The 12,377-nt window shown below is 75.0% G+C and carries 10 protein-coding genes; 8 read left to right on the top strand and 2 right to left on the bottom strand.

The window, feature by feature from the left end:
* Window positions 1-199 precede the first annotated feature (199 nt).
* The 4 genes from ACFXMG_RS08615 to ACFXMG_RS08600 all read left to right on the top strand — a co-directional run bounded on the left by ACFXMG_RS08615 (window position 200) and on the right by ACFXMG_RS08600 (window position 4,944).
* On the top strand, window positions 200-1,618 hold the full coding sequence (locus ACFXMG_RS08615; protein WP_383827855.1) for a hypothetical protein: 1,419 nt from the start codon (window positions 200-202) through the stop codon (window positions 1,616-1,618).
* Window positions 1,615-2,817 carry a hypothetical protein gene (locus tag ACFXMG_RS08610; RefSeq protein WP_383827857.1) on the top strand — a complete coding sequence of 401 codons (1,203 nt, stop codon included), beginning with the start codon at window positions 1,615-1,617 and terminating at the stop codon, window positions 2,815-2,817. The genes ACFXMG_RS08615 and ACFXMG_RS08610 overlap by 4 nt, the downstream gene beginning before the upstream one ends.
* 190 nt (window positions 2,818-3,007) lie before the next feature.
* Complete coding sequence (gene glnII / locus ACFXMG_RS08605) at window positions 3,008-4,039, top strand: glutamine synthetase (protein WP_383827859.1); 1,032 nt, start codon at window positions 3,008-3,010, stop codon at window positions 4,037-4,039.
* A gap of 377 nt (window positions 4,040-4,416) precedes the next feature.
* Entirely contained in the window at window positions 4,417-4,944 is a 528-nt protein-coding gene (locus tag ACFXMG_RS08600) for a winged helix-turn-helix domain-containing protein (RefSeq protein WP_383827861.1), read from the top strand.
* Window positions 4,945-4,951: 7 nt separating this feature from the next.
* Here ACFXMG_RS08600 and ACFXMG_RS08595 read toward each other — a convergent pair whose 3' ends face one another.
* Together ACFXMG_RS08595 and ACFXMG_RS08590 are read right to left on the bottom strand one after the other, a co-directional pair.
* Window positions 4,952-6,391 (bottom strand): PepSY-associated TM helix domain-containing protein, encoded by a 1,440-nt coding sequence (locus ACFXMG_RS08595; protein WP_383827863.1) that lies wholly within the window; start codon window positions 6,389-6,391, stop codon window positions 4,952-4,954.
* 60 nt (window positions 6,392-6,451) lie between these two features.
* A complete protein-coding gene (locus ACFXMG_RS08590; RefSeq protein WP_383827865.1) occupies window positions 6,452-7,069 on the bottom strand; it encodes a hypothetical protein in 618 nt (205 codons plus the stop codon).
* A gap of 279 nt (window positions 7,070-7,348) precedes the next feature.
* Between ACFXMG_RS08590 and ACFXMG_RS08585 the strand changes: the two genes are divergently transcribed.
* The 4 genes from ACFXMG_RS08585 to ACFXMG_RS08570 all read left to right on the top strand — a co-directional run bounded on the left by ACFXMG_RS08585 (window position 7,349) and on the right by ACFXMG_RS08570 (window position 12,375).
* Complete coding sequence (locus ACFXMG_RS08585; protein ID WP_383827867.1) at window positions 7,349-8,149, top strand: tyrosine-protein phosphatase; 801 nt, start codon at window positions 7,349-7,351, stop codon at window positions 8,147-8,149.
* Window positions 8,150-8,238: 89 nt separating this feature from the next.
* Window positions 8,239-10,272, top strand: coding sequence for a hypothetical protein (locus ACFXMG_RS08580; RefSeq protein WP_383827869.1), 2,034 nt, complete (start codon window positions 8,239-8,241; stop codon window positions 10,270-10,272).
* 157 nt (window positions 10,273-10,429) lie between these two features.
* Window positions 10,430-11,314, top strand: a complete 885-nt coding sequence (locus ACFXMG_RS08575; RefSeq protein WP_383827871.1) for a metal-dependent hydrolase — start codon at window positions 10,430-10,432, stop codon at window positions 11,312-11,314.
* Window positions 11,314-12,375 carry a PDR/VanB family oxidoreductase gene (locus ACFXMG_RS08570; protein WP_383827873.1) on the top strand — a complete coding sequence of 354 codons (1,062 nt, stop codon included), beginning with the start codon at window positions 11,314-11,316 and terminating at the stop codon, window positions 12,373-12,375. Before ACFXMG_RS08575 ends, ACFXMG_RS08570 begins: the two co-directional genes overlap by 1 nt.
* Window positions 12,376-12,377: the final 2 nt, after the last annotated feature.

The raw sequence follows: 12,377 nt of genomic DNA, 5'->3' as shown, positions 1-12,377 counted from the left end.
GGTCCAGTCTGCCCGCCCGGGGCGGGCGGGCGGCACCCGATATCCACTGGCCCCGCTCCCCCGGGCCGGTGTTAGCGTGCTGGGGTGCCGGCCGCGGGACTTCGGCGTGACTTCCGGAACCTGCCTGGTAAAGCAACGTCTTCGCTGATCGCGCTTCCTCTCCCCGGCCGGCACACCGACACGCCAGGAGGGGGACGTCGTGTCCGAGCTCGTCGCCGCCGAGGACGTGCTGTTGTTCGTCAACGCGGCCGTGACCGCCACCGGGCAGCGGGAGTTCCGCTCCTCCGCCGCCGAGCAGCGCCTCTCGCTCGCCTTCCTCCACGAGTACGTACGGGTCAACTACCGCCCGCTGTACGCGTCCTGCCTGGCGCTTGACATCAACGACCACAACGCCGCCCTCGTCGTCGAGCAGCTGCTGCGGACGCCGGGCGAGGCGGGCGCCGGGGAGGGGCGGCTGATCGCGGCCCGGCTGGCGCGGATGGCGCCGCAGCGGGTCTACCGGCTCTTCCGGGTGCTGCGCGCCGCCGGGGTCAACAACCGGCGCACGCGCGCGATCACGCGCGAGTGGCTGGCCGCGCGGCCGGATCCGGCGCTGGACGCCGTGAAGTACCGGGCCGGGGTGAAGGCCGCGCTGCGGCACGCGCACGTACCGGCCGCCGACGCCGAGACCGGCGACTTCCTCTTCGCGCCCGGGCGCCGGGTCCGGTACGAGAACCGGACGCTGGAGGCGTACCGGCGGGCGCACTACGAGGAGGCCGCGCTCTACGCGCTGCCGTTCACGGTCGCGGAGGGGTTCGCGGCGCGGCACGGGGTGGACCGGGCGGTGTTCCTGGAGCGGATCGCGCCCCGGATGACCCGGCTGGAGCGGCTGCGGACCGAGCGGGCCGCCGGGCGCGGCGCGGGGCCGGGCTCCGGGCTCGCGGTGATGCCGCTGACGCGGCTGGCGCTGTACGTGCTGGCGCTGCCGTTCGCGGAGCGGGCGGCGCGGCGGGCGGAGCTGACCGGGGCGCTGCGGGCGGCGGCGCGGCGGGCGGCGGGGCCGTACGCGGGGAGCTGGGGGCGGGTCGCGGCCGTCCTCGACGACAGTTTCTCCTCGTCGGGTTCGGCGGTGAAGCGGCGCCGGCCGCTGGCCGTGGCGCTCGGCTGCCACTTCCTCCTGGAGGCGCTGGCGGCACCGGGGGCGTACACCGGTCTGTGGACCTCGGGCGGTACGGATCCGCTGCTGGTCAGGCCGTACGGGCCCACTCCGCTGGGGCTGCGGATCCTGGACGCGCTCGACGGCGGTCCCGAGCGGCTGGTGATCGTCTCGGACGGCTGGGACAACGCGCCGCCGGGTCTCGCGGGCGAGGTGCTGCGGGTGTGGCGGTCGCGGCTCGACCCGGAGCGGCGGACGGCGGCGGTCCATGTGAACCCCGTATACGACGCCGGGGTGTTCGACGTGCGCCGGCTGGGGCCCTCGGTGCCCGCGGTCGGCATCCGGGACGCGGAGGACCTGCCGGCGCTGGTGGAGGTCGCCGGGTTCGCGGAGGGGCGGACCGGGCTGACGGAGCTGCGCGCCTATCTGGACCGGCGGGTGGCGGACTTCCTGGCGGGGCACGGCGAGGGGGAGAAGGCGTGACGCGGATCGATCTGACCGGGCTCGACGTCCGGCCCTCGCAGGTGTGGGGCGGGGTGCGGCTGGTGCCGCTGGTGCGGTCCGCGCCGGTGGAGGGGCTGCGGCTGCACCGGGAGGTGTACGGGAGCGGGGCCCGGTACGACGAAGGGGGAAGGGACGGCGGGTACGTCTCGCACCTCGCGCTGCCCTCGTCCGTGGACGTCGGCGACGGCACCGTCTACACCTCCTACATCCCGCACGGCTTCGTCGCGGACTGGTCGGGGGCGGAGCGCGAGGAGGCGGCGTACGGGACGCGGCTCGGGGACGGGCCGCCGGCCACCGTGCCGCTGCGCGCCCCGCACCACCGGCTGGCCAAGCGGCGGCGCGGCGAGCGGCGGCTGCGGTTCCTGCCGCTCCACCTCGCCCTGGAGGGGTACCTGTCGCTGCACTTCGGCGGGCCGTCCGTGCTGTGGGAGGAGTGGTCGCGGGAGGCGCTGCGGCGCGGGCTGTCGCCGCGGGCGGAGGCGGCGTACGCGGGCGTGGACGTGCCGGGGCTCGCGGAGGCGCTGCGGATCTTCGAGGTGCACCCGGGCCAGTGCGGGGTGCTGGTGTACACGGCGGACGCGCTGGCCGCGGCCTTCGTCGTGCCGCACCCGGAGGACTACCGGGTGCTGCACCCGACGCTGGTGGAGGACCTGTTCGGCGAGCTGGTGCACCAGTACGCGTACTACGGCGGTCCTGTGCCCGAGTTCGCGGCCCGGATCCGGGACGGCGCGGGCGGGATCCGGGACCTCGCGGACCTGCGGGCGGCGGCGCGGGAGCAGGAGCGGCGGTGGGCGGTGGCGCACGACGGGCTGATGGCGCGCGACCTGCTGGAGACTCCGTACGCGTTCGAGCGGGTCCACCGGATGGGGCGGTTCGCGCTGTACCGGTTCCTGCCGCCGTTCCTGCGGGACGGGCGGGAGCAGCACATCGGCGAGCTGATCACCGACCACAAGGGGCGGACGGCCTATCTGAAGACCTTCCGGCTGTCGGACGCCCAGGTCAGGCGGGGGTATCTGCTGCGCAGGCTGGCCTCCTGCGACTGGCACCCGGGGCGGACGGCCGAGGCGCTGGGCATCGCGCGGGACGAGCTGGTGCGGCGGATCCGCGCGGCTGGGTTCGGCGCGCTGCTCGACGCGCACGGTCTCGCACAGGCCGCGCGCGATTCGAAGGAAAGCTGAGTAACACGGGGTTCACAAACGGGCAACCGAAGGGAAATCCCGTGTTGCGAAGCTGCGGTCACACGAAAGGCGCCTCAGACGGCGGGCCGGACACCGGCCGGGCGTCCGTCGCCTACACCGCAGCTTCTCGCAGCGCCGCGAGCCGCCGCGGATCCCCGCAGCAGCACGCCACGCCCTAAGGATGAACCCCGTGACCTTCAAGGCTGAGTACATCTGGATCGACGGCACCGAGCCGACCGCGAAGCTTCGCTCCAAGACGAAGATCATCGCGGGCGAGGGCCTGGCGCTGGCGGAGCTCCCGATCTGGGGCTTCGACGGATCCAGCACCAACCAGGCCGAGGGTCACGCCTCGGACCGCGTGCTCAAGCCGGTCTTCGTCTGCCCGGACCCGATCCGCGGCGGCAACGACATCCTGGTGCTGTGCGAGGTCCTCAACACGGACATGACGCCGCACGCCTCCAACACCCGCGCCGCGCTGACCGAGGTCGCCACCAAGTACGCCGCGCAGGAGTCGATCTTCGGCATCGAGCAGGAGTACACCTTCTTCGAGGGCACCCGCCCGCTCGGCTTCCCGGTCAACGGCTTCCCGGCCCCGCAGGGCGGCTACTACTGCGGCGTCGGCGTGGACGAGATCCACGGCCGTCCGATCGTCGAGGCGCACCTGGAGAACTGCCTCAAGGCGGGTCTGGGCATCTCCGGCATCAACGCCGAGGTCATGCCCGGCCAGTGGGAGTTCCAGGTCGGCCCGCTGGCGCCGCTGGAGGTCTCCGACCAGCTGTGGATCGCCCGCTGGCTGCTCTACCGCACGGCCGAGGACTTCAACGTCTCCGCGACCCTCGACCCGAAGCCGGTCAAGGGCGACTGGAACGGCGCCGGCGCGCACACCAACTTCTCCACCAAGGCGATGCGCGAGGGTTACGACGCGATCATCACCGCCTGCGAGTCGCTGGGCGAGGGCTCGAAGCCGCTCGACCACGTCAAGAACTACGGCGCCGGCATCGACGAGCGCCTGACCGGTCTGCACGAGACCGCCCCGTGGGACGAGTACTCCTACGGCGTCTCGGACCGCGGCGCCTCGGTCCGCATCCCGTGGCAGGTCGAGCAGGACCAGAAGGGCTACATCGAGGACCGCCGCCCCAACGCCAACGTGGACCCGTACGTGGTGACCCGCCTCATCGTGGACACCTGCTGCGAGGCCCTGGAGAAGGCCGGCCAGGTCTGAGCGACCCGCTGACGCACGTCCCGTGAAGGGGCGCCCACCGTTCCGTACGGTGGGCGCCCCTTCCGTCATGTGGGATGCGCGACAAGGGTTTTGGGTGTCCCGGGGCTGCCCGGAGCTCTTCCCTCCTGGTTTAATAGGGATATGGCCAGCATGGAGCGGAACGAGAGCGCGAGGGGTCGCCACGACCTTGAGCCGTTCTGGCCTTCCCGTCAGCACCACGACTACGACCGGTGCTGTCGGCGCGTGAGGAACGCGTCGGCCCTCTAAAGCCCCGACCGGGCGGATTCCCGGTCCCCGGCCTTCGGCCGACGCGCACGACGCATGACGTACGACCTCCGGTCCGTCCCGCACCTCGCGCGAGAGAGCTGAGTCCTCCCATGGCCCACACCCAGGCTGCCGCCGCCCCGCTTACCGCTCCCCGCCCCCGCCTGCGCGCCGTCGCCCCCGACGAGGCCGCCGGCCTCGCCCGGGTCGCGGACTTCCTGCCGCCGGGCGCCACGCTGCTGCCCGCCCCGCCGCACGCCCTGCCGGCGCTGCCGGGCCGGCCGCCGATGGTCGGCTACCTGGTCCTGCTGCCGGCCGAGCAGGAACCGCTCCCGCCCGCGCCGCCGGGGCAGGCGGCCGACGGGCCGGTCGGCATCGACGGCGAGCGGCGGATCGCCACCGTCGACGGGCGGGCGCTCGACCTGACCTACCTGGAGTTCGAGCTCCTCGCCCACCTCGTGGCCCACCCGCACCGGGTGCACACCCGCGACCAGCTCGTGCAGACGGTGTGGGGGTACGGGCACGTGGGCGACGGGCGGACGGTCGACGTCCATGTGGCCCGGCTGCGCCGCAAGCTGGGCGCCGAGCACCGCCACACGATCCAGACCGTGCGGCGGGTCGGCTACAAGTACCTTCCGTGACCGCCTCCTAGGAGACGGCGGTCCGCTTCGTCCTCGCCCTGGCCACCAGGGTGAGGACGGCCTCGGCCGCCAGCAGCACCAGCAGGCTGATGCCGAGCAGCGGGAGGAACCAGCCGATGAGCGCGACCGCCGCGGCGAGCGGCAGGAGCAGCGTCACCGGCACCTTGCTCCAGGCGCCCCGGCCCACCGGGCGGCGCGGGCGGCGCAGCCACCACATGCGGTAGCCCCAGAGGATCATCAGGGCGAGCGCGAGGGCGAGGGCGGCGAGGACCAGCTGGTTGAACAGGCCCAGGGAGACGCCCATGTGCGCGTCGATGCCGACCCGGGTCAGCTTGGCGAGGAGGGGGTAGTCGGCGAAGGCGAGCCGGTCGAGGACGGTGCCGTCGGCCGGGTCCAGCGCGACGGAGTCCAGCTCGACCGGGAACTGCTTGTCGGTCTCCTTCACGACGTAACCGCTGCCCTCGGAGGGCAGGGTGACGGCGAGCCAGGCGCTGTCGATACCGGCCGCACGGGCGGCCTCGACGGCCCGGTCGACGCCCATGTCGGCGCCGGCGGGGGCGGTGTCGGCCGGCTGGTGGCCGGCGCCGTGGCCCGCGTGCTCGCCGCCCGCCCCGGGCGCGGCGCCCGCCGAGAGGGTGGGGGTGGCGCCGCCGAGGCCGTCCTGGAGGGTGCCGATGTTCTCGCCCGCGTACCGCGACCAGGTCAGGCCGGTCGCGGAGAGCAGCAGCAGACCGAGGGCGGCCCAGAGGCCGACCGAGCCGTGCCAGGAGAGGGTGCGGCGGCGGGACTTCGGGCCGCCCTCGGGCAGCAGCAGCGCGCGCCGCTTGGTGCGGCGCCGGGCGAACCAGAGGACCAGACCGCCGAGGACCAGCACCCCGAGCCAGCTCGCGGCGAGCTCGCTGTAGATCCGGCCGGGTTCGCCGAGGTGCAGGTCGCGGTGGAGTCCGTCGATCCAGGTGCGCAGCGGCAGGGCGCCGCTGCTGCCGTAGCTGGGCAGCTGCCCGCGCACGTCGCCGGTGTACGGGTCGACGAAGACGGCGAGCGAGGTGCCCTCGGGGGCGTCGGGGTCGGCCATCAGGACGCGGGTGGTCGCGCCCGGTTCGGCGGCGGGCCAGACGGCGGTGACGGTGCCGTCCGGGTTCGCCTCGCGGGCGAGGGCGACCTGGCGGTCGAGCGGGAGCGTGGTTTCGCCGACCGGGACCTCCAGTTCGTGCGCGTACACGACCTTCTCCGCCTGGTACGAGAGCGCGTAGAGCAGTCCGCTGAGCGCGGCGACGAGGAGGAAGGGGGCGACGAGGAGACCGGCGGTGAAGTGGAGCCGGAGGAGGAGGGGGCGCAGCGCGCTCCAGGCGCCGGGGCGGCGGGGGGTGGTGGGGGCCTCTGTTGGTGCTTCGGGTGCTTCGGGTGCTTCGACTGTGTCGGGGCGTGCGGGATCGTCGATGGTCATGACTGTCCTCGGAGTCTCGTGAGGGGTCTGCCGTCGGGCAGGGGGAAGCGGCCCCCGGCGTCAGACGAGCGGACCGAGGACCATGGCGCGGGGGACGGACAGCCGGGGCGGCCCGCGCCGGGAGAGGACGTGCGCGAGGACGGTGACGTGCGGGCGCCGGGCGTTCCGGCGGGGCCGCCGGACCGGGCGGCGCGGGTCGTCGGGTACGGCCACGGGCCCGAGCGGTACGGCGAGGAGGTGCCGGAGCGGGGTGAGCGCGGCCTCGGCGAGCGCGAAGAACGCGGCCTCGCCGCGCGCCAGCCACAGCCCGCAGACCAGCGCGGCCAGGAGGTGCACGGCGAGCATGCCGGGACCGCCGTCGGCGAGGGGCGCGAGGAGCGCGGCGATGCCGTCGCCGGTGGGATCCGCGGGGGCCACGTGGGTCATGGGGCCTGTGTGGCCCATGTGGCCCATGTGGCCCATGTGTGCCTCGTGGCCCGTGGGGGTCTGCGGGGCGGGTGCTGCCGGGTGGTGGGCTCCGGTGAGGGAGAAGGCGGTGTGGAGGGCGGCCTGGGCGGCCACGGTGGCGGTCGCGCAGGCGGCGGGGCCGCGGCGGCGGCCGGCCGCGCACCAGGCGACACCGGCCGTGGCGGCGAAGGCGGCGAGGAGGGTGAGCGGGTCGAGCGGGTGCGCTTCCATCCCAGACATGGACGAATGCCCTACCGCTGCCAGTACGACGCATACGACCGCGAACAGGGCGGCTCTCAAGGCGCGCAGGGGCGACCGGGGATGCGTCATCGGGGGACATGGTGTCACCCGTCGGGGTGACGGGACGGACCGCCTCCCGCTTCCCGCGGTCGTCCGGAACGGACTACTTTTCGGCCACGGCGGGAGGCTCCGGCGGGGCCGGTGGTGCCGAGTCGGGGCGGGGCGATTACGGTCGGGAGGAAAGCCGCGCAACAGGAGGAGTCCGACCCCATGCCCGCGATACCCGCCACCACCGTCGCCAACCTCCGGGACCTCGGGGGGCTGCCGCTGGGCGGCGGGCGGTCCGTCCGGTCCGGGCTGGTGCTGCGGTCGGCGCAGCTCGACCGGCTGGAACCCGAGGAGGAGGCGGTGGCCGGGCTGAAGATCCGTACCGTCGTCGACCTGCGGACCGCCGCCGAGCGAGCCGAGCGGCCCGACCGGCTCCCGGACGGGGCGCGGCTGGTCGTCGCCGACGTGCTCGCCGACCACCTGGCGGCGAGCGGGCTGCCGCCGGCCGCCCGGCTCAAGACCCTCCTCACGGATCCGGCCCTGGCCGAGCGGCACCTCGGCGGCGGCCGGATCCGCGAGGCGATGCGGAACACCTACCGCGCCTTCGTCACCAGCCCCTCGGCCCGCGACTCCTACCGAACCCTCCTCACCGAACTCGGCACCCCCGGCGCCGGCCCGCTCCTCTTCCACTGCACGGCCGGCAAGGACCGCACCGGCTGGGCGGCGACGGTCGTACTCGGCCTCCTCGGAGCGGACGAGGCAGTGGTCCGAGAGGAGTACCTGGCGGTCAACCCGGCGGTCCGCCACGCCTTCGCACCGATGATCGAAGGCTTCGTCACCCAGGGCGGCGACCCCGAACTGGCCCTCGCGATGATCGGCGTCCTACCCGAGTACCTGGACGCGGGCCTGGAGGAGGTCGCGCAGCGCCACGGCTCGATGGAGGCGTACGTACGCGACGGCCTCGGCGTCCCCGACGAGATCACCGCACTCGTCCGGGAGCGGCTCACGGTGTACGCGGCCTGAGGGGGCGCGGGCGCGGCACGGGCGCCCGGCCGGTGCGGCGGGGCCAAGGGCCGGGGTGACCATCGGAAGAATCGCTCGTTCTGCTGAATGTGAGCAGCCAGGATCTCGTTCCCTCGCCCTTGGGGCCCGTCGATGTCGAGCAGGCCGAGGCCGCGCTCGTCGAGCGGTATCCGCGTCTCGTACGCATCGCCTATCTGGTTCTGCCGCCGACGATGGGGCGCAACCGGCGGGTGCTGACCGCGCATGCGCTCGTGCAGCGGGCGCTGCCGCGGCGGCGGGTGCCGGGGCCCGTCGTGCCGGAGCCCCGGCGGGCCGAGGACGCGGTGGATCCCGGGTACGCGTATGTACGGGGCGAGGTGTTGCGGCAGGCGCTGGTGGCCGGGCTGCCGTTGCGGCGGCTCGCGGTGCCGCGCCGGGCGCAGTTGCCGCCGCTGTTGCCGCAGGTGTGGGGGCTGCGGCTGTTCCCCCGGGCCGGCGGGGCGGACGAACTCGCCCTGGACCAGCTGCTCTCCCGCCTCTCCGGGCCGGCCCGCGCCGCGTACGTGCTGCGCGGTCTGGAGCGCCAGGGGGACGCGGAGGTCCTCCGGGTCCTCGCCTCGGCGGGGGCCGCGGACCCGGAGTCCGCCCTCGCCGAGCTCGCTGTGCTGGAGGACGAGCCGCCGGCCAGTCCCGTCGTCGCGCGCGGCGGTGAGCAGGCCGGGCCCGGGCGCCGTCGGAGCTCGGGTGGGACTCCTACGGACCCGGGCTCTGCCGAGCCCGCCGGGCCTCGGCTCAGCGGCGCCTCGCTGCTGGAGTCGGCGGAGTTCGATCCGTGCACCTTGCAGGCGCGGCCCGGGGACCTGCTGCGCAGACGGCAGCACGGGCGGGCCGTGCTGGTGGGGGTGGCGGCGCTGCTGGTGTGCGGGGCGCTGCTGGGGCTGCCGGGGGACGGGTGGGGCAGAAACGGTGCTGCGGCGCCCAGCTATGCCCGTAACCCCGCCGCCGAGGCCGCCCTCGACCCCGCGAAGGTGAAGCGGGTCTCCGCGGCCGTGTGGCCCGGGGCCGTACGGAGGGACTTCTCCGTGTGGCCCGCGCGCGGGGAGCTCACCGGGGACGCGCCGCTGCTGCGGCGGGCGCTCGCCGTGTGGGCGCGGCCCGGCGGGGCGGTGGAGTCGTCGGCGACGCCGGGGACGCCGGTCGGGCCGCCGATGGGGCCGCCGCAGCTGCTCTTCGCGGGGCGGGTGGACGCGGCCCGGGTGGTGCTCTTCCACGACGGGCTGCGGATCGTGCGGTACGCCGAGCCGGTGGCGGGGACGGCGGGCGCCGCGCTGGACTTCGCCCGGACCGACGGCGCCGAGGGCCCGGCCGCCGGTGCCGTCGTCGTCACGCGGGCGGCGGGCAACGTGCGCTATCTGACCGCGCCCTGGGTGACCGGTACGGCCGTACGGGATCTGCTCATGCCCGACAAGGAGCCGTGGACGCTCGGGCGGGACGCGCACGGGGTCACGGACGCCGTGCCGAGTCCCGCGCACGCGAAGGAGTGCGTGCGGTGGAACACCCTTGAGGCGAAGGACGATTCCGGCGGCCGCCTGCTCGGCGACCTGGGCGAGCTGGTGCCCGCCCGGCTGCTGTGGGGCGCGCCCGACGCGCCGGTGGACGCGACCGGGCGCGAGGCTCGGGCGGCCTGGGCGCGGACGGCGTGCCAGCTGACGACGGTGCTCGGGCACGGTGTGCGCTCGGTGCAGGCGTGGCGGTTCGCCCGGCAGACGCTGCCGGAGGGCGCGGGGCGGGCGACCTGGGTGTGCACCCGGGCCGAGACCTGGCGGGGCACCGGCGCCCGGGTCCTCGCGCAGTTCCTGCCGCCGGACCGCAAGGTGCCGGCCGCGCTGGCCGCCCGCGCACAGGACGCCCCCGCGTGCGGAGTGCGCGAGCCGAGAGTGCTGGCCGGGGCGCTGTGGCAGGCGCCGGGCGGCGGCTGGTACGTGCTGGCGGCGGGCGGTCCCGACGTGGCGGCGGTGGAGGTGAAGGGCGGGGTGACCGCCCGCGCCGACGGCCAGGTCCTCGCCGCACCGGCCCAGGCAGGCGCCCGAGCCGAACTGAGCGCCACCCTGGAAGACGGCCGCCAGATGCCCGCCCTGCGCTGAACCGGGCTGGGCCGGGGCTGAGCTGAACCGGGCCGGGCTGGGCCGGGCTGGGCCGGGCTGGGCCGGGCCGGGCCGGGCTGAGCCGGGGCCGGCCGCAGGGCGAAAAAGGCCGTGCACGGCTCTGTTGTCTGTGCTTACTCCTCAGTACATTGACGGCATGTCTAATACGCAGCCTGCACCGGTGGCGTCGGAACACGTCGAGCTCAAGGCGCGCAAGGTGGCCTTCGACTGGCGGGAGACCCCGCTCCACTGGGTTCCCGGCGACCCCTTCACCACGCACACGATCAATGTGCTGCACCTTCTGCTGCCGGCCGGCGAGCGGTGGTTCGTGCACGTCTATCAGCAGGCGCTGCCGTACATCACCGACGACCGGCTGCGCGAGGACGTCATCGGCTTCATCGGCCAGGAGGCCGTGCACTCGCAGGCGCACGACGACGTCCTGCCGCATCTGCGCGCGCAGGGGCTCGACCCGACGCCGTACACCGCGCAGGTCGACTGGTTCTTCGAGAAGCTGCTGGGCGACCGGACGCTGCCGCCGGGCCGGCCGCGCCGCTGGTGGCTGATGGAGCGGGTCGCGATGATCGCCGCGATCGAGCACTACACCGCCTTCCTCGGCGACTGGGTGCTCAACGCCGAGGAGCTGGACCGGCGCGGCGCCGACCCCATGATGATGGACCTGCTTCGCTGGCACGGCGCCGAGGAGGTCGAGCACCGGGCCGTCGCCTTCGAGCTCTTCATGCACCTCGACGGCGGCTACCGGCGCCGCGCCCGCACCTGGGCGCTCGCCTTCTCCGCGCTGGTCTTCCTCTGGCAGCGCGGGGTGCGCTTCTTCCTGGAGAACGACCCGACCCTGCTCGACCCCAAGGCGTCCTGGGCCGACTTCTACCGCAGGGGCCGCGCGGGCGTGCTGCCGTCCACCCCGGCCATGCTGCGCTCGATACCCCGCTACCTGAGCCGCGCCTACCACCCCTCCCAGGAGGGTGACACCGCGCAGGCGGTGGCGTACCTCGCCTCCTCCCCCGGCGCCAACGGAGGCCGCTGATGCCCCGGTTCACCACCGTCGCCCTCGTCGCCGGGGCCGCGCTGCTCGTCCGCCGGGCGGTCCGCTCCCGGATGGACAGCGCCCCGCTGTGGCCGCTGCCGTCCCTGGAGACGCCGGTCTCCGGGTACGGGCGCGGGGCGACCGTCCCGCGCCGGGTGCTCGTCACCGGCCGGGCCGTCCCCGCCGAGGGCGTCGTCGAACTGCGCCTGGAGGGCGAGCGGTTGCCGTCCTGGGAGCCCGGCGCGCACATCGACCTCGTGCTCCCCTCGGGCCAGGTCCGGCAGTACTCGCTCTGCGGCGACCCGGGCAGGCCGGACGTGTACCGGATCGCGACCCGGCTCATCGAGGAGGAGCAAGGCGGCCGGGGCGGCTCGCGCGAGGTCTACGAACAGCTCCACGAGGGCGCCGAGATCGAGATCCGGGGCCCCCGCAACCGCTTCCCGCTGGTCCCCTCCCCCGGCTACGTCTTCGTCGCGGGCGGCATCGGCGTCACCCCGGTCCTGCCCATGGTCCGGGCGGCCGAGGCGGCGGGCGCGGACTGGCGGCTGGTCTACTGCGGCCGGTCCCGCGCCACGATGCCGTACCTGGCGGAGCTCGTACGGCTCGGCGGCGAGCGCGTCACCGTGGTCGCCGAGGACGAGGCGGGGTACCCCGACCTGTCGTTCCTGGCGTCCGTGCCGGACGGGACGGCCGTCTACTGCTGCGGGCCCGACGGGCTGATGGACGCCGTCACCGCCGCGATGCCGGAGGGCCGGGCGCCGCGCCTGGAGCGCTTCTCGGCGCTCGCCCCGGCCGCCGGCACCCCCTTCGAGGTCGAACTCCGGCGCTCCGGGAGGACGGTGGCCGTCGCCGCCGACCAGTCCGTGCTCGCGGCCGTACGGGAGGAGGTGCCGGGCCTCATGTACTCCTGCACGCAGGGCTTCTGCGGCACCTGCCGGCAGACCGTCCTGGACGGCGAGGTCGACCACCGGGACGAGCTGCTCACCGACGCCCAGCGGGCGGACTCGATGCTGATCTGCGTCTCGCGCTGCGCCGGGAAGAAGCTCGTCCTGGACCTCTGAAC

The sequence above is a fragment of the Streptomyces sp. NPDC059201 genome (assembly GCF_042754585.1).
Classification (GTDB): domain Bacteria; phylum Actinomycetota; class Actinomycetes; order Streptomycetales; family Streptomycetaceae; genus Streptomyces.
Note: the sequence above shows the minus strand (reverse complement) of the source record. Positions and strands in the feature narration are given on the sequence as shown.